The sequence below is a fragment of the Arthrobacter sp. NPDC056886 genome (assembly GCF_042788715.1).
In the GTDB taxonomy this organism is placed as follows: domain Bacteria; phylum Actinomycetota; class Actinomycetes; order Actinomycetales; family Micrococcaceae; genus Arthrobacter.
On the sequence record NZ_JBHUBT010000009.1, the window covers coordinates 62,776 to 79,035 of the forward strand.

A 16,260-nucleotide genomic window follows, 5' to 3' on the forward strand; every position below is an offset into this window, starting at 1 on the left:
TGCTTCAGTATCCCAGCCCCCTCCGACAGCCATGAAGTCGGGGCCCGCTATGTGCACAATCCCAGGGTGTGGACACCGGCCGCGGCGTCAGGGCCGCAACGTAAGATAGGACGCGTGACTACGGACAAGACAAAGACTTTTGACCTCTCGACCTCGTTCAAAGCCTATGACGTGCGCGGAATCGTGGGGCAATCCATCACCGCGGAGATCGTTGAAGCCGTCGGTGCCGCCTTCGTCGACGTCCTGGAACTCGAGGGGCAGACAGTGCTGGTGGGCGGGGACATGCGGCCCTCCTCGCCCGAGTTCGCCAAAGCCTTTGCCAACGGCGCGGCCACGCGCGGAGCCAACGTCCAGCTACTTGACCTGATCTCCACCGACGAGCTCTACTACGCGTGCGGCGCCCTCAACGCCGCCGGCGCCACGTTCACCGCGAGCCACAACCCGGCCGAATACAACGGCATCAAGATGGCCAAGGCCGGTGCCGTGCCGATCTCCTCCGAAACCGGACTCATGGAAATCCAGGCCCGCGCCGAGGAATACCTCAACGCCGGCACCATCCCCGCCGCCGGCACCCGCGGCCTGGTGGGCGTGCAGGACGTCCTCAAGGGCTATGCGGAATACCTGCGCAGCCTGGTGGACCTGCGCGGTTCACGGCCGCTGAAGGTTGTGGTGGATGCCGGCAACGGCATGGCCGGCCTCACAACCCCGGCCGTGCTGGGCGATGCCCTGCTGCCCATGCTCCCTTTGGAGATCGTGCCGCTGTACTTCGAGCTCGACGGATCATTCCCGAACCACCCGGCCAACCCGCTGGAGCCGGAAAACCTGCGCGACCTGCAGGCCGCCGTCGTCGAGCATGGCGCGGACATCGGTCTGGCCTTCGACGGCGACGCGGATCGCTGCTTCGTGATTGACGAAAAGGGCGAGCCCGTCTCGCCGTCGGCCATCACCGGCATGGTGTCCCGCCGCGAGATCGCCCGTGCCCAGGGCCTCGGCGAAGACACGCCCACCGTCATCCACAACCTGCTCACCTCCCGTGCGGTCCCGGAGCTGGTGGAGCGCCTCGGCGGCCGTCCCGTCCGCACCCGCGTGGGGCACTCTTTCATCAAGGCCGTGATGGCCGCAGAGGGAGCCATCTTCGGCGGGGAGCACTCGGCCCACTTCTACTTCCGCGACTTCTGGAATGCGGACACCGGTATGCTGGCGGCCATGCACGTCCTGGCCGCCCTGGGCGAACAGGACGGTCCGCTCTCCGAGCTCGGCCTCGAATACGAGCCGTACCAGTCCTCCGGCGAGATCAACTCGGAAATTGAGGACAAGACCGCCGCAGTGGAGCGGGTCCGCAATGATTTCCACGACGACGACGTCGAGGTCGACTACCTCGACGGCAGCACGTTTATCGCCGCCGACGGCAGCTACTGGTTCAACCTGCGCCCGTCCAACACCGAGCCGTTCCTGCGCCTCAACGTCGAAGCCACGGACACTGCCACCATGGAACGCGTCCGCGACCGCGTCCTGGCGCTGGTCCGGGGCTAGCCGTGGCCGTACACCCGGAAGAATCCTCGAACGCCGGCTCCTGGCGCGAGTCCGTGCCGGACGCCAGCGCCACGGATCTGGAGAACCTGCTGGGCACCGGGGTCGGCGCCGCGCAGGAGCAGCTGGAGCGCAACGGCGGCTTCCTGCCTTTCGCCCTGGTGGTCCAGAATGACGGCGAAGTCCGGCTGGTTGCCGTAACCCCGGCGGATGCGAGCGACGGATCGGACGCAGACTTCGACGCGGACGCTATGATCAGAGACCTCCACGAGCTGCTCCGGCAGCATCGGGAGGAGTTCCGGGCCGCCGCCGTCGTCTGTGACATCACGCTGCTCGAGGAAGACTCGGACGCCATCCACGTTGCCGCAGAGCACCAGGACGGCTCCCTGTTCGCCGCGGTCCTGCCCTACGCCGCGAATGCAGGAACGCACGAACTCGAGTTCGGCCAGCTGGCCGCCGATACCAACGAGCCCGCCGTTTGGGTGGACTAGACCTCCCTTAGGCTGGGATATGAAAATCAATGCGTTCGCCGATGTGAGCCTGCGCGCTTTGCTGGTGCTCGCCGCCGTTCCGGACGGCGGGCTCCTGACCACGCAGAGCATCGCCGACGCCGTCGGCACGCCGTACAACCATGTCAGCAAGGCGATGGCGAGGCTGCGCGCCCTGGGCATGATCGACGTCGAACGCGGCCGCAACGGCGGTTCCCGGCTGAGCATCGCCGGCCGGACCGCCACAGTGGGTCAGCTGCTGCGGCAACTCGACACCCGTCTGGACCCGGCCGACTGCATCGCCGCGGGCGGAACGTGCCCACTCATCACCGAGTGCCGCCTCCGGGCCGGGCTCGCCCGGGCCCGCGAAGCCTTTTATCGCGAACTCGACGGGATCGTGATCGCCGCGCTGCCGACACCGCGGCAGATGGCACCCGTCTTTGAGGCGATCGGCTTGCGCCCAGGGCTCTAGGCCCGGGATAGTCGGCCCGGACGCTTGTTCCCCCGCCGACCCAGCCGACCCCATCGCGCTCGGCTGCTCCTCAGCGTTCCCTTCGACCTCGTCCGAAACCCGCCGGGCTCCCGCGCTCTCCACCGAACCCAACCGGCCGATTTGCTCCACTTTTCTACCACGTGTAGAACTTAGGCATAAATACTTGCATTTCTAATGACAGTATTTGTATCGCGGTCCGGTTGAAGACCCCGGGCCACTACCTCAGGAGTCAGTATGCTCTCGGACAAATCCTTCCCCGTCATCGAGGCCACCCTGCCGCTGGTCGGTTCCCGCATCGGGGACATCACCCCCAAGTTCTACGCCCGCCTCTTCGCCGCCCACCCCGAACTGCTCGATGGCCTATTCAGCCGCTCCAACCAGCGCTCTGGCAATCAGCAGCAGGCCCTGGCCGGAAGCATCGCCGCTTTCGCCAGCCACCTAGTGAACAACCCGGACACCCTGCCGGAGACCGTGCTGTCCCGGATCGCCCACCGCCACGCCTCCCTCGGCATCACCGAACCGCAGTACCAGGTGGTCTACGAACACCTCTTCGCCGCGATCGCCGAGGACCTCGCCGAGGTCATCACCCCGGAAATCGCCGAAGCCTGGACCGAGGTCTACTGGCTCATGGCCGACGCCCTGATCAAGCTCGAGAAGGGCCTCTACGCCGCCCAAGCCAACGGCAAGATGTGGACACCCTGGAAGGTGGCCGCGAAGACCCCGGCCGGCACCGGTTCCATGACCTTCACCCTCGAACCGGCCGACCACACCCCCATCACCGCCGCGCTGCCCGGCCAGTACGTCAGCGTCAAGGTCACGCTCCCGGACGGACTGCGCCAGGTCCGCCAGTACTCCCTCTCCGGCGACGGCGGCACCAGCCGCAGCTTCACCACCAAGCTCGACGACGGCGGCGAGGTCTCCCCCGTGCTGCACAACAGCGTCCAGGTGGGCGACGTCCTCGAAATCTCCAACCCCTACGGCGAGATCACGCTCAAGGACGGCGACGGCCCCGTGGTCCTGGCCTCGGCTGGCATCGGCTGCACGCCCACGGCGTCCATTCTGCGCTCCCTGGCCGAGTCCGGCTCGGACCGCCAGGTCCTGGTCCTGCACGCGGAAAGCACGCTGGACAGCTGGGCGCTGCGCTCCCAAATGACGGACGACGTCGAACGCCTCGGCGGCGCCGACCTGCAACTCTGGCTCGAAGAACCGCAGGCCGGCTCCAACGCAGGTTTCATGTCCCTGCGCGAGGTGGACCTCCCGGCCAACGCGTCGCTGTACCTGTGCGGTCCGCTGCCGTTCATGAAGAACATCCGCAGCGAGGCCATCAACGCTGGCATCCCGGCCACGAAAATCCACTATGAGGTCTTCGGCCCGGACATCTGGCTCGCCGGCTAAGAACCTCATCGATTGCTCCGCCACGGCCCTTTTGGCCCCTCAAAACGGCCGTTGCGGAGCAATCGAACGCCGCAACGCGAAACGGCGGCCCCGCACCTTTGAAAAGTGCGGGGCCGCCGTCGTTGTTGCTGACCTGTATCTACTGCTGGACGGCCATGCGGGCCTTCAGCCCTTCCAGCTCGGCCTGCAGTGCATCGGGGAGCGAACTGCCGAAGTTGGCGAACCAATCCTCGATAGAGGCCAGCTCGGTGGCCCACTCGGCCGGATCAACCCGGACGGCCTCTTCAACCTGGGCGGGGGTCATGTCCAGGCCGGTGAGGTCGATCGCGTCGGCGGTGGGGACGAACCCGATGGGGGTCTCCACGGCGTCGGCCTTGCCCTCGAGGCGTTCGATCGCCCACTTCAGGACACGGGAGTTGTCACCAAATCCGGGCCACGCGAAGCCGCCCTCGGAATTGCGGCGGAACCAGTTGACCAGGAAGATCTTGGGCAGTCGCTCCGGGTTGGCCTTGGCAGACAGGTTGACCCAGTGGTTCAGGTAATCGCCTGCGTCGTAGCCGATGAAGGGCAGCATCGCCATCGGATCCCGGCGGACAACGCCGACGGCTCCGGCAGCCGCGGCAGTGGTCTCGGAGGACAGCGTCGAGCCCATGAAGATGCCGTTGGACCAGCTGCGCGCCTCGGTGACCAGCGGGATGGTGGTCTTGCGGCGGCCGCCGAACAGGATCGCGGAAAGCTCCACGCCGTCCGGGTTGTAGTACTCCTCGGCCAGCATGTCGATCTGGTCGATCGGCGTGCAGAAGCGGGAGTTCGGGTGGGCAGCGGGCTTGTCCGAATCGGGGGTCCAGGAGTTACCCTGCCAGTCGGTCAGGTGCGCGGGCACGTCCTCGGTCATACCCTCCCACCACACGCCCCCGTCGTCCGTGAGGGCGACGTTGGTGAAGATGCTGTGGCCCTTGGCGATGGCGCGCATCGCGTTGGGGTTGGTGCCCCAGCCGGTGCCCGGAGCCACGCCGAACAGGCCGGCCTCAGGGTTGACGGCGCGGAGCTCGCCTTCCTTGCCGAACCGCATCCAGGTGATGTCGTCTCCGAGGGTTTCGACCTTCCAGCCCTCGATGGTCGGATCCAGCAGGGCGAGGTTGGTCTTGCCGCAGGCCGAGGGGAAGGCGGCGGAGATGTAGTAGTTCTTCTTCTCCGGCGAGGTCAGCTTGAGGATGAGCATGTGCTCGGCAAGCCAGCCTTCGTCGCGTGCCATTACCGAGGCGATGCGAAGGGCGTAACACTTCTTGCCCAGCAGGGCGTTGCCACCGTAGCCGGAGCCGAAGGACCAGATGGAACGCTCCTCCGGGAAGTGGACAATCCACTTATCCGGGTTGCAGGGCCACGGGACATCAGCCTGGCCGGGGGCCAGCGGGGCGCCCAGGGAGTGCAACGCGGGGACGAAGAACGCGTTGGTCGCGGTGATCTTGTCCAGGACCTTGGTGCCGATGGTGGCCATGATGCGCATGGAGGCGACCACGTAGGCACTGTCGGTGATTTCGACGCCGAACTTCGGGTCCTCGGCGTCGAGGTGGCCCATCACGAAGGGGATCACGTACATGGTGCGGCCGCGCATGGAGCCGGCGAACAGGCCGCGCAGCTTTTCCTTCATCTGCGCCGGGGCCATCCAGTTATTGGTGAAGCCGGCGTCGTGTTCCTTCTCGGAGCAGATGAAGGTCTGCTCTTCGACGCGGGCCACGTCGGCGGGATCCGAGAACGCCGCGAAGGACTTGGGGAAGAGGTCCTCGTTCAGCCGGGTCAGGGTGCCAGCGGCAACGAGCTCGTCAGTGAGCCGCGTGTTTTCCGCATCCGACCCGTCAACCCAGTAGATCCGGTCCGGCTGAGTCAGTTCAGCCACCTCTTCTACCCATGCCAGCAGCCCGGCATGTGTGGTGGGTGCTTTTTCAAGCAACGGCAATCGCGCCAGATCTCCCATTACGGTTCCCTTCCTCGGGTTCAGTGGTGTGCCTAAATGCTAGGGCTCGGCAGGGTGTCCATTCCGGTCCCGGACATGGGATGACTAGACCGGTACAAATCAAAAACCGCGGAAATTCAAGGAAATAGTCAGCCGCAATGCACTCGTTTTGTGACTAAGGTCACATAGACCGGTCTAGTCGGCCAAATTACACCCGCTTCGATTTGTAACTAGGCCCGGCCTCGCGTAAAGTAATTCGAGGTTCGGGAGCGAGAAGTTCTCCAAGAGCCGAGAATGCGCCCATAGCTCAGCTGGATAGAGCGTCTGTCTACGGAACAGAAGGTCAGGGGTTCGAATCCCTTTGGGCGCACAGAAGAAAGAAGATCCGCTCCGGTTCGCCGGAGCGGATCTTCTGCTTTAAGCGCAGCCCCCGGCACTCGCAGAGTACGCAGCCAGAGGTACACAGCCGGCGGCCCGCCGCTGCCCAGCGACTGGGGTCAGCCCGTGGTCTGGGCGATGATGTCGCGGATGGCGTCGAAATGGGTGCTGAGCCGTTCGGCTGCCAGGGCTTTGTCCGCGGAGGCGACAGCCTCATAGATCCCCCTGTGCTGCGCAGCCGTCGCCACGAGGTCGACGGCGTACGGACCTCCGAGTTCGAGATGGATCCGGCGATAAACCTTCCAGAAGACATCCATCAGGCTGATCAAGAGATCGTTGTTCAGCGGCTCGAATAGCCTGCGGTGGAACTCCGCGTCGGCCTCAATGAACGGCTCCCCGGCAGCGGCCAGCTCTTGCATCTGGTGCACGGATTCCTCCACGGCGGCCAACTGCTCTGCGCTGATCCGGTCCATGGCAGCGCCGACTAGGCCGGATTCGAGTGCTTGCCGGACCTCCACGAGCTGCAGGGCTTCCTCACCGTGGTGGCGCAGGGACAGCCTGGCCCGGAAGGTGAGCCCGTCGGTCAGGGCCTCAAAATTGTTTGGCGCCACGAACATGCCGAAACCGTGGCGGATCTCAATGACGCCCAGGGCCTGGAGCGCCTTCAGGGACTCCCGCAGGGTGTTGCGGCCGACGCCGAGTGACGCAGTGAGCTCGTTCTCGGTCGGCAACGGGTCCCCGGGAACAAGGTCACGCTCCAGGATCAGCTCCAGGATGTCCGACTGCAGCGCCCGGAGCCGGGCCTGGGCACTGAACCTCGCCAGCGGCATGGCCGTGCCTGTTGTCATGTTGCGTGCGGCCATGGCCGCCTCCTCCCCCAAGTATGGTCCCAACAGTAGCGACCGTCCCCCCTCCTGCAAAGCGTTCCGGCAGGCATGTTTCGCCGGGACCCAGCATCGCCGGAGCCCGGGGCGCCCGCCCGGATCCGGCAATGGGCCCGGCGTAGGCTGGTGCCATGACAGCACAGCTTCTGCGGGAATTCGATGTCATTGTGATCGGTGCGGGCGCCGTGGGCGAGAACGTGGCGGATCGCGTGGTCCAGGGCGGCCTGACAGCGGTGCTCATCGAGGCGGAACTGGTAGGCGGCGAGTGCTCTTACTGGGCCTGCATGCCTTCGAAAGCGCTCCTGCGTCCAGGCACCGCACTGCACGGCGCACAGACAGTCCCGGGCGCCCAGGAAGCTGTCACCCGCACCTTGGATCCGGAAGCCGTCCTGAAGCGACGGGACTACTTCACCTCGAACTGGCAGGACGACAGCCAGGTCAAGTGGGTGGAGGACACCGGGATCGAGCTGATCCGCGGCCACGGTTGGATCACCGCCCCGCGGCAAGTCGAAGTGGCAGGGCTGGACGGCAACAGCTACGCACTGACGGCCCGACAGGCCGTGGTGGTCGCCACGGGATCCACCCCCAATCAGCCGCCGGTGGAGGGGCTTCACGACGTTGAGTACTGGACCACCAGGGAGGCCACGTCCGCCCGCACGGTCCCGGCGCGGCTTGCGGTCCTGGGCGGCGGGGTGGCCGGCGTCGAACTCGCCCAGGCTTACGCCCGCCTCGGCGCGTCCGTCACCCTTGTGGCCCGCGGCAGCCTCTTGGGCGCTTTCCCGGAGCAGGCCGCCGACCTGGTCGCGGCCGGGTTGCGCGCCGACGGCGTCGACCTCCGCCTGCATACCGGAACCCGGAGCGTGCGCGGGAACGACGACGGCTCCTTCACAGTCGTGCTCGACGGCGACCCCCAAGCGGACCCCCAGGATGGTCCCGGCGCCGGCCCTGCCGCAGGCCCAGACGAGGGCCCGGCCCGCGGAGCTACGGTCACGGCGGACAAGCTGCTGGTCACCACAGGCCGGCACCCCGCCCTCGACGGGCTCGGCCTGGACAGCGTCGGGCTCGCGGCGCCCGAGGGCCAGACCCTGCGGCTGACCACCGATTCCACCGGACTAGTCCACCGCGCGAGCGACAACGAGGTTTCCGGCAATCCGTGGCTCTACGCTGTTGGCGACGCCGCCGGGCGGGCCATGCTGACCCACCAGGGCAAGTACGGTGCCCGGGCCACCGGAGATGCCATTGCCGCCCGGGCCAAGGGCGAACTCACCGGCGAGCCGGCCCCGTGGAGCCGCTTTGCCCAGACGGCGTATGAGCACGCGGTGCCGAATGTGGTGTTCACCGACCCGGAACTGGCGAATGTCGGCCGGACCATGGCGCAGGCGGAGAAAGACGGCTTCCGGGCCTCCGCCGTGGAGCTTCCCATCCAGGTAGCCGGCTCCGCCCTGCACGCCGAACACTACGAAGGATGGGCGCAGCTGGTGATCGACGAGGACCGCCAGGTGCTGCTGGGCGCCACGTTCGCCGGGCCGGATGTGGCTGAACTCCTGCACGCGGCCACCATTGCCGTGGTGGGGGAGGTTCCACTGGACCGGCTGTGGCACGCGGTGCCCTCCTATCCGACAATCAGCGAAGTCTGGCTCCGCCTGCTGGAGGAGTACGGCCTCTGAACTGCCGGAGACGCACCGGCATCGCGGCCGCGGCACCGAGCAGCCCCGGCCTCTGCTGCATCGCTGCCGGCACGTCTGGTTCATCACATCGCACGCATCCTATTTGAACTGACTGGTCAGTTTAGTTAGCCTTGAGTGGACATCGTTTCTGCGAAAGGCCCACCTTGCTCTGCGTACAACAGCTCTCCGTGACCGGCCGGCGGGATGACCTGCTGCCGCCCACCTCGCTGGAGGCCGCACGCGGGGACCTCCTGCTCGTCGAAGGTGTCCGCCAGGACCAGCGCACCGCTCTCGCCCTGGCCCTCAGCGGACGCATGAAGCCCTCCGCCGGGACGGTGAGCTGGGACGGAAACGCCCGGATCAAGGTGCTCCGGCAGGCAAGCAGCGTGGTCGATTCCCCGGGCGTCAACGAGCCCGAACAGCACCTGAGCGTCCGCGACCTCGTCACCGAGGATCTGGCCCTGGTGCCGCGCCGCCACCGCGGCGCCGCGCGCAGCACGCCCTGGCTGAGGCTCAACAATTTCGAAGACATCGCCGGACTTTGGACCGAGCAGCTGCCAGCGGGCCGGCGGACCGGGCTCCTCACGGAGCTCGCCCTCGCCAATCCGGACACCGATCTCCTCGTGGTGGACTCCCCCGACCGGCACAGCGGCGATGCTGCCGACTGGCTGCCGCGATTGCAGGATCTGGCGCGCGACGCCGGGCGGCCGCTCGCCGTCGTCGCCACCGTCACCCGCATTCCGGACGGCTGGACCGGACCCGCCGCCTCGATCGGCAACGCCGTCGCACCGGCCGAACCCGCACCGGCCGAACCCGATGCTGCCGGCGCCAATGCCGACAGAGCCCCGGCTCACTTAGCCGGGCCTCCCCAAACTTTCTTGCCCGAATCCCCCTCCCCCGAAACCGAGGACTCAAAGTGACTGTGCTGCGGCTGGCCCGCTCCGAGCTCAAACGCATGACCGGCGGGCTGCTGCCCAAGCTGACCATCCTGGCCCTGGCGCTCGTTCCGCTGCTTTACGGCGCCGTGTACCTCTACGCCAACTGGGATCCGTACGGCAAGCTGAACCAGATCGATGCGGCCCTGGTGGTCCAGGACTCGGGTGCCGCGTCCGCCGACGGCACGCGGCTGGAGGCCGGCCGGAAGGTGGCCGAGAGCCTGGTGGACGGCCACGTCTTCAACTGGAAGACGGTCGCCAGCACGGAGGAAGCGGACCAGGGCGTCAGCAACGGCACCTACGCCTTCGCCCTGAAAATCCCGCAGGACTTTTCCGCGAACCTGGTCTCCCCCGGAAGCTTCGACGCCGCCAACCAGGCCATGCTCAATGTCACCACCAACGACGCCAACAACTATCTCCTGAGCACCATCGTGGACAAACTGACCACCGCGGTGCACACGACGGTCGCCAAGGAGGTGGGCGAGGAGACCGCCAACCAGCTCCTCACCGGATTCGGCACCATCCATACGCAGATGCTCAAGGCCTCCGATGGAGCAGGCCAACTGGCCGACGGCGTGGCCCGGCTCCACGACGGCACCGTGGCCCTGCACCAGGGCACCGGCGAGCTCAAATCCGGCGCCACCGAGCTTTACAACGGCGAGGTCAAGCTCCGGGACGGCGCCACCTCGCTCAGCACCGGGGCCGGTCAGCTCAGCAGCGGCCTCACCCTGCTCAAGGACAAGACCGCAGCGCTGCCCGCCGACGCACAACAGCTGGCGGACGGCGCGGCCCAGGTGGCCGCGGGCAACGCCGCGCTCAACGCCGCATTTAACAACACAGTGCAGGCCATTCCCGGACAAGTCGCGGCTGCACAACAAGCCGCGCAGCAGGCCCAACGGGCCAGGGTCGTAGCGTCCACAACCCGCCTGGTCGCCGCCGGCGTCCTCAGCCAGGAGCAGGCCGACAAGGTGGTGGCCGACGTCGACGCCACCACTGCGCCGCCTGCGGGCTCTGCTGAGGCTTCTGCCTCCGCCGCCAAACTGCAGGCCGCCGCCGCGCAGGTCCAGAAGCTGGCCGACGGTTCCGCCGCCGTCAGCGCCGGCGCCTCCCAACTGGCCGGCGCCGCGCCCGCCCTCAGCGGCGCCGTCGCCAAGGCCTCGGCCGGGGCGGACCAGCTAGCCGCAGGCTCGGCGGCCCTCGCTGCCGGCCAGCAGAACGCCGTCGACGGCGCCGGCAAACTCGTGCAGGGTGCCCAGAAACTCGACGACGGCGCGGCACAGCTGGAGAGTGGCGCAGCGACGGCCTCCGACGGCGCCGGAACGCTCGCCACAGAACTTGCCCAGGGCGCCGGCAAGGTCCCCAACCCCGACGACGCCCAGAAGGACAGCCTCTCCAGGGTCATGGCGGACCCGGTCGCCGTTAGCAATGTCTCGCAGGCCAAGGCCGGTTCATACGGCGCCGGGCTGGCGCCGTTCTTCCTGACGCTGGCCCTGTGGATCGGCATCTTCATGTTGGTGCAGGCCATGCGCCCGGTCACCCAGCGCGCGCTGGCCTCCAACGCACCGGCCTGGAAAATTGCCGCCGGCGGCTGGCTTCCGTTCCTGGCGGTGTCCGCCGTCCAGGCGAGCCTGCTGACCCTGGTGGTGGACGTGGGGCTCGGACTGGACCCGGCCCACCCGGTGCTCATGTGGTTCCTCATGCTGGCGGCCGCGATGGCGTTCAGTGCAATCATCCAGGGTGTGGTGGCGCTGCTGGGCTCGCCTGGCAAACTCGTGGTGCTCATCCTGCTGGTGCTGCAACTGGTGTCCTCCGGCGGCACGTTCCCGTGGCAGACCACACCGGAGCCGCTGCACGTGGTGCACCAGATCCTGCCGATGGGCTACGTGGTCAGCGGCATGCGGCACCTGATCTACGGCGCCGATCTCGCTATCATCCTGCCCACCATGCTGGGACTGGTTGGCTACACTTTGCTGGGACTGGCAATGTCAACCGTTGCCGTCCGGAAGAACAAGTACTGGACCCTCAAGACACTGAAACCGGAGATCGCCGTATGACCACCAGCCAACGCGGCGGCAGCCCGGCAGAGCCCAGCCCGGCCGGTCCCGGGGACGCGGAGAAAAAGCTCCGGCCCGCCCGCACCAACGCCACGAAGCAGAAACTGTTCGATGCGTCCATGGAACTGATCGGGGAGCGCGGCGCGGCCGGCGTGACGGTAGACGAGATCGCCACGGCGGCCGGGGTGTCCAAGGGCACGGTGTATTACAACTTCGGGAGCAAGTCGGACCTGATTGCCCAGCTGCTGCGCCACGGTGTGGACATCCTTATGGCACGGCTCCTGAGCGTCCGGGACGACTCTGCCGATCCTCTGGCGGCCATGGAGGAGATGATCGGCCAGGCCATGGACTTCATGGCCGAGTACCCGTCCTTTGCCCGGCTTTGGGTCAGCGAAAACTGGCGGACGCCCAGTGAATGGCAGGACACGTTTGCCGAGCTCCGCGCGCGCCTGCTGGCCGTGATCGGCTCCGCCATCGACGGTGTCGCCACCGCCTATCCCGTGGACCCCGCCGTATCCCGGGGCAGCCTCGAAACGGCAATTTTTGGGGCTTGCTTCGTGGTGGGCCTGGACCGCCAGACGTACAACCCGGAGCGGACCAGGGAGCAAAGTGTTGCCGCAATTATGGCCTCCATGCGCGGCTACGTCGTGAAGCAGCCGCCCGCTCAGGCATGATTGTTCACATGCGTCACATGGGCACCAGCGGGAAAGTCGCCATCGGAGCGTTCCTCGCTGCCCTGGCACTTCTGGTCCTGACCGGAATCACCCTGCACGAGTGGGTGCTGGTGTGGTTTGTCGGGGCCGCCGCCACAGCCTATGTGGCCTGCGTTGCGGAGGTGGTGGTCAGGCGCCGGCACAAGACCCTGGCCGCGAGCGGTGTCGGCAGTATCCTCTTCATCGCGTTCGGGATCGCATTCCTGCGCCAGTGGGGACTGGCCTTCAACCCCGATCCCGACGCCCTGTCCACGCGCGTCGATTCCGAGCATCCGGATTTGTACTTCTATCTGGCCGCGGTAGCCGGGGCCGTCACGTTGCTGTTGCTGTTCGCCGGCACGGTCCTGCCCGGCAGGAGCAGTGGCCGTCGTGCCCCGGGCCGGACCCCGCAGCGCCGTCCGGCGCCTTCCGCACGTGGCACGGGGAACAGGTCCGCGGGTCCGCGCCCGTCCGCGCCGCGTCCGACGCCGAGGGGAACCGCGGCGCGGCCGGCGGCTCCGCGGACGGTGGCCAGGCCCGCGGCAAAGTCACCAGCCAAGGCACCGGCCAAGCCGCCGGTAAAGGCGCCCGCTGCCAAGTCTCCGGCCCGGACCACCGCACGGCGCTAAGGCCGGCGCCCCGCCCACTCGTGTCACTCAGGGGTTCGCGCTCAGAGATTCGCGCTCAGGGGTTTCGGGTCAGAGGTTTCGAGGCCTGTCTTCCCGAGGGGTCGTGTCCGGGCCCTGTGCAGTATCCGGGCCCTGTGCCGTATCCGGCCGCTGTGCTGTATCCGGGCCCTGTGCGGTGTCGGCCCGCGTCGCGCCGTCCCGGCTGCGCTGGTCGCCGGACACTTGGTCGCCGGAGGCGGGCGTGCCGGTCCCTGGCTGCCCGGCGGCCCTCTCGGAGCGCAAATCTGCGCGGGTCGGCATTTCCTTGGCTTCGCCTTCGCGTTCGGAGGTCACCACGTCAGGATCCACTTCGTCGGCTTTGCGCAGTTGCTCCTGCGCGCCGGAGCGGACGTTTTCTGCCTCTTCTTTGCGGCTGCGGGCTTCCTCCCGCAAGCGCTCGGCTTCGAGGTCGGCCTCCTGCGCGTCGGCCTCGGCACGCACCGCTTTGGCATCACGTTCCCGCGCAGCGAATTCATCGGCCTTGGCCTGTTCACGCATCTCAGTTGCGCGGTTCCGGTCCGCAGCCACCTTGCGCTTGCGGCTGACCATGACTGCGACTGCCACGATCGCGAGCACTACGACGATGCCGACGATAATTCCTATGAGCTGCCCTGAATCCACGGTGATCCGCCTTTTCTCTTAGGTGACTAAACCTGCCCCGAAAACCACTGGAAAAACCACATCAGCAAACAGCAACAGTAAACCGCAGAACTGGGCCGGTAGCTATGGTCTCAGCAACCCATGTCCGGGCGGACCTGCGGCTACTTGGCGCGGGGAACTTTGAAGTGGGTCAGTTTGGCGTCCTGCCCGTCCAGCTCGGACCAGGACTTTTCCGTCTCTAGGACGGTCAGGGCGCTGGTCGGAAAGCGCGTGGCAGCATCCATATAGGCGTCGTGGTCGGAATCGCGCGACGCGAGATGCATGGCGAGGTCCTGCACCCCGGGCATGTGCGAAATCACCATGAGCGTGGTCACGGTGTCCGGGACGTGGTTGATCACCGTCAACATGCGCAATGCGGACGAGGCGTACAGGCCATCCTCAAGCTTGGGCGTCGGCGCCTTGTCCCCCAGGGCGTGGCACACCCAGGTGCAGGTCTGGCGGGTCCGGAGCGCGCTGGAGCAGAGGATGAAATCAGGGACCACGCCGTGCTTTAGCAGCCACTTTCCAGCGACAGGCGCATCTTTGTGGCCGCGCTCTTCGAGCGGCCTTTCGTGGTCGGCAACCCCGCCGGGCCAGTCGGACTTGGCGTGCCGCATGATCACCAGCCGTTTGATGTGATGCGCGCTCATGCCCCAATCCTAGTGCGGCGGCTCTTCCCAGACGCCCACGCCACCAGCGGCCGCTCAGTCCTCAAGGACAAAGGTCACTTCCAGCACGACGTGCCAGGCAACCACGGCGCCGTCGCTGATTTCAACCTTTTGCTCCTTCACCCACGCCCCCGTGACATTTCGCAGGGACTTGTTCGCCCGGTCGACGCCCTCCTTGATGGCGGCATCAAACGAGGTCTTGGAGTTCGCGCTCAGGGTAGTAATCCGTGCAACAGACATGTCTTCCTCCCAATTGTCGGCTCAACGGTCCGAGACTACGCCGGACCCAAGAAACGCAAAAGAGTCCGACAGCGACCCCACAACGGCGGCTCGCCGGATTTGGGGCCGTGCCCGTCCCCAGCCGCTCCCAACTCTCGCAAGCTCGAGTCGGGGCTCTCGCGGCAGTGGGCCCCCCGCGGTGCCCGCCACGCCGCGGCCCCAAGATCCGGCCTCGCCGCCACAAGTTACGGAGGCACCTACAAGATAAACCAGCCGCGGAGGCACATGCCCGTCAGCAAACCCACCCAAAGCGCCCAATGCGAAAGCGGCGAGCGTGACTGCCCGGCTGGAAGCGAAAGCGGTTTTCCGCGTAGTGCCGCATCGCCCACTGAGGAACGAAGGAGGTGTCTAAGGCACGGCGGAAAGCCGCTGAAGCTTCCGGAGACAGCGAAAGCGCCCGTCCCCATGAGAGGGACGGACGCTTTGCGTGGGCTAAGAGCTAGATCGAGTATTCCGGAGCGGCCCAGACCACTACTTCGGGGTGCTCGTAGAACCGGTAGCCCTGGCCGCGCACGGTGCGCACGGTGTTGGCGAGGCGGCCGAGCTTGGAACGCAGGCGGCGGATGTGGACGTCGATGGTCCGCTCGTTCGGGACCTCCTCGGCGTTCCGCCACAGGCCTTCGAGGAGCTCGTCGCGACCCACGGTGCGGGTGCCGTTCTCCACGAGGTAGTTCAGGAGCTCAAACTCCTTGAATGTCAGGTTCAGGGATTCGCCGTCGAGGTGCACCTCACGGCGGGCGAGGTCGATCAGCACTCCGGAAGGCCGCGGATCCTGCGGCTGCTGCAGGCGTGCGGTCTCGGTGCGTTGGCGGGCCCCTGCGGTGGGGTCACCGAAAGTCGAGCGGACGACGTCGAGCGCGGAACCCGGGGCGCTGGCCGGCGCGACGGCGACGGCGGCGTAGCTTTCGGCGCCGGCAACGAGCGACTGTGCGTAGGCTCGGATTTCCTGGGCAAGCTTGGCGATGGACGTGCCGGCCGCAGCTGCGGTTTCCTCGTCGATCCCCATGTACAGCACGAAGCCGCGGGCCACGTTGTCGCTGGGGGCCGGGCGGACGGGACTGCCGGCACCGGGGGCAATCACAGGGGTGGGCGCCGTGGCGGGGGCGGGCGGAACGGCGCGGAGCTGGCCGTAGGAGTCAGGGTTGTAGCCCTGCGCTGCATATCCGGGGGCGGGGAAGCTGCCGGCGGAGCCGGCGGGTGCGAACGCGGAGCGGCCGCCAAAGCCCTGGCGGATACCGGAGGCCTGGCCGGCCTTGCTGGCGTTACGGACGGAGATGTGGACGTATCCGGATGCAACTGACATGGAATGCTTACCTCAATGTGAAATGGCCGTCATCGCGGCTCGAATGCTTCTTTCCCCGCAATGAAATTGGGGAGGGGCGCCCGACTCTGGGCTAGGGGCGAATGCCTAGAAACTCTCAGGGGTGTAAAAGTTAGGCGTGCATTCGACAACAGCGCATCTCGGTACCAGCGGGTGTGCTGATCCAGGAAGCTGCGGCTGCAGGTGCTGTTGAGTTCTTGTTCACAATTGAAGTG

15 protein-coding genes and 1 tRNA gene are annotated in these 16,260 nt (G+C 66.9%); 10 read left to right on the forward strand and 6 right to left on the reverse strand.

All coding sequences use genetic code 11. From position 1 onward, the window contains the following. The first annotated feature begins 114 nt into the window (after nucleotides 1-114). The 4 genes from ACFRJ8_RS16100 to ACFRJ8_RS16115 all read left to right on the forward strand — a co-directional run bounded on the left by ACFRJ8_RS16100 (nucleotide 115) and on the right by ACFRJ8_RS16115 (nucleotide 3,906). Nucleotides 115-1,533, forward strand: coding sequence for a phosphomannomutase/phosphoglucomutase (locus ACFRJ8_RS16100; protein WP_377987155.1), 1,419 nt, complete (start codon nucleotides 115-117; stop codon nucleotides 1,531-1,533). Between the two features lie 2 nt (nucleotides 1,534-1,535). Beyond that, nucleotides 1,536-2,021 carry a hypothetical protein gene (locus tag ACFRJ8_RS16105; RefSeq protein ID WP_377987156.1) on the forward strand — a complete coding sequence of 162 codons (486 nt, stop codon included), beginning with the start codon at nucleotides 1,536-1,538 and terminating at the stop codon, nucleotides 2,019-2,021. Between the two features lie 19 nt (nucleotides 2,022-2,040). Beyond that, nucleotides 2,041-2,490 carry an RrF2 family transcriptional regulator gene (locus tag ACFRJ8_RS16110; RefSeq protein WP_377987157.1) on the forward strand — a complete coding sequence of 150 codons (450 nt, stop codon included), beginning with the start codon at nucleotides 2,041-2,043 and terminating at the stop codon, nucleotides 2,488-2,490. Nucleotides 2,491-2,745: 255 nt separating this feature from the next. Beyond that, entirely contained in the window at nucleotides 2,746-3,906 is a 1,161-nt protein-coding gene (locus ACFRJ8_RS16115) for a globin domain-containing protein (RefSeq protein ID WP_377987158.1), read from the forward strand. 139 nt (nucleotides 3,907-4,045) lie between these two features. On the opposite strand, the gene ACFRJ8_RS16120 is transcribed toward ACFRJ8_RS16115, so the two are convergent. Then, on the reverse strand, nucleotides 4,046-5,881 hold the full coding sequence (locus ACFRJ8_RS16120) for a phosphoenolpyruvate carboxykinase (GTP) (protein ID WP_377987159.1): 1,836 nt from the start codon (nucleotides 5,879-5,881) through the stop codon (nucleotides 4,046-4,048). Between the two features lie 275 nt (nucleotides 5,882-6,156). Here ACFRJ8_RS16120 and ACFRJ8_RS16125 point away from each other — a divergent pair. Then, nucleotides 6,157-6,230, forward strand: a tRNA-Arg gene (locus ACFRJ8_RS16125). 127 nt (nucleotides 6,231-6,357) lie between these two features. On the opposite strand, the gene ACFRJ8_RS16130 is transcribed toward ACFRJ8_RS16125, so the two are convergent. After that, nucleotides 6,358-7,101: a FadR/GntR family transcriptional regulator gene (locus tag ACFRJ8_RS16130; protein WP_377987160.1), complete on the reverse strand. Its 744-nt coding sequence runs from the start codon at nucleotides 7,099-7,101 to the stop codon at nucleotides 6,358-6,360. 152 nt (nucleotides 7,102-7,253) lie between these two features. Here ACFRJ8_RS16130 and ACFRJ8_RS16135 point away from each other — a divergent pair, with 152 nt between their 5' ends. From ACFRJ8_RS16135 to ACFRJ8_RS16155, 5 genes are all read left to right on the forward strand, one after another. Next, nucleotides 7,254-8,789 (forward strand): dihydrolipoyl dehydrogenase family protein, encoded by a 1,536-nt coding sequence (locus ACFRJ8_RS16135; protein WP_377987161.1) that lies wholly within the window; start codon nucleotides 7,254-7,256, stop codon nucleotides 8,787-8,789. Nucleotides 8,790-8,953: 164 nt separating this feature from the next. Continuing rightward, a complete protein-coding gene (locus tag ACFRJ8_RS16140; protein ID WP_377987162.1) occupies nucleotides 8,954-9,709 on the forward strand; it encodes an ABC transporter ATP-binding protein in 756 nt (251 codons plus the stop codon). Then, on the forward strand, nucleotides 9,706-11,778 hold the full coding sequence (locus ACFRJ8_RS16145; protein WP_377987163.1) for a YhgE/Pip family protein: 2,073 nt from the start codon (nucleotides 9,706-9,708) through the stop codon (nucleotides 11,776-11,778). Before ACFRJ8_RS16140 ends, ACFRJ8_RS16145 begins: the two co-directional genes overlap by 4 nt. After that, nucleotides 11,775-12,452 carry a TetR/AcrR family transcriptional regulator gene (locus tag ACFRJ8_RS16150; protein WP_377987164.1) on the forward strand — a complete coding sequence of 226 codons (678 nt, stop codon included), beginning with the start codon at nucleotides 11,775-11,777 and terminating at the stop codon, nucleotides 12,450-12,452. Before ACFRJ8_RS16145 ends, ACFRJ8_RS16150 begins: the two co-directional genes overlap by 4 nt. An 8-nt stretch (nucleotides 12,453-12,460) precedes the next feature. Next, entirely contained in the window at nucleotides 12,461-13,099 is a 639-nt protein-coding gene (locus ACFRJ8_RS16155) for a hypothetical protein (RefSeq protein ID WP_377987165.1), read from the forward strand. A gap of 69 nt (nucleotides 13,100-13,168) precedes the next feature. Here ACFRJ8_RS16155 and ACFRJ8_RS16160 read toward each other — a convergent pair whose 3' ends face one another. From ACFRJ8_RS16160 to ACFRJ8_RS16175, 4 genes are all read right to left on the reverse strand, one after another. Continuing rightward, entirely contained in the window at nucleotides 13,169-13,759 is a 591-nt protein-coding gene (locus ACFRJ8_RS16160) for a hypothetical protein (protein ID WP_377987166.1), read from the reverse strand. A gap of 140 nt (nucleotides 13,760-13,899) precedes the next feature. After that, a complete protein-coding gene (locus ACFRJ8_RS16165) occupies nucleotides 13,900-14,427 on the reverse strand; it encodes a SixA phosphatase family protein (protein WP_377987167.1) in 528 nt (175 codons plus the stop codon). Nucleotides 14,428-14,481: 54 nt separating this feature from the next. Further along, nucleotides 14,482-14,685: a dodecin family protein gene (locus ACFRJ8_RS16170; protein ID WP_377987168.1), complete on the reverse strand. Its 204-nt coding sequence runs from the start codon at nucleotides 14,683-14,685 to the stop codon at nucleotides 14,482-14,484. Between the two features lie 478 nt (nucleotides 14,686-15,163). Continuing rightward, nucleotides 15,164-16,027, reverse strand: coding sequence for a winged helix-turn-helix domain-containing protein (locus ACFRJ8_RS16175; RefSeq protein WP_243181814.1), 864 nt, complete (start codon nucleotides 16,025-16,027; stop codon nucleotides 15,164-15,166). Between the last annotated feature and the right edge of the window lie 233 nt (nucleotides 16,028-16,260).

Bases quoted from the DNA above. Each gene is read 5' to 3' on its own strand.
- ACFRJ8_RS16110 (WP_377987157.1), top strand. From the start codon at position 2,041: ATGAAAATCAATGCGTTCGCCGATGTGAGCCTGCGCGCTTTGCTGGTG.
- ACFRJ8_RS16115 (WP_377987158.1), top strand. From the start codon at position 2,746: ATGCTCTCGGACAAATCCTTCCCCGTCATCGAGGCCACCCTGCCGCTG.
- ACFRJ8_RS16120 (WP_377987159.1), bottom strand. From the start codon at position 5,881: ATGGGAGATCTGGCGCGATTGCCGTTGCTTGAAAAAGCACCCACCACA.
- ACFRJ8_RS16130 (WP_377987160.1), bottom strand. From the start codon at position 7,101: ATGGCCGCACGCAACATGACAACAGGCACGGCCATGCCGCTGGCGAGG.
- ACFRJ8_RS16135 (WP_377987161.1), top strand. From the start codon at position 7,254: ATGACAGCACAGCTTCTGCGGGAATTCGATGTCATTGTGATCGGTGCG.
- ACFRJ8_RS16150 (WP_377987164.1), top strand. From the start codon at position 11,775: ATGACCACCAGCCAACGCGGCGGCAGCCCGGCAGAGCCCAGCCCGGCC.
- ACFRJ8_RS16155 (WP_377987165.1), top strand. From the start codon at position 12,461: ATGCGTCACATGGGCACCAGCGGGAAAGTCGCCATCGGAGCGTTCCTC.
- ACFRJ8_RS16165 (WP_377987167.1), bottom strand. From the start codon at position 14,427: ATGAGCGCGCATCACATCAAACGGCTGGTGATCATGCGGCACGCCAAG.
- ACFRJ8_RS16170 (WP_377987168.1), bottom strand. From the start codon at position 14,685: ATGTCTGTTGCACGGATTACTACCCTGAGCGCGAACTCCAAGACCTCG.
- ACFRJ8_RS16175 (WP_243181814.1), bottom strand. From the start codon at position 16,027: ATGTCAGTTGCATCCGGATACGTCCACATCTCCGTCCGTAACGCCAGC.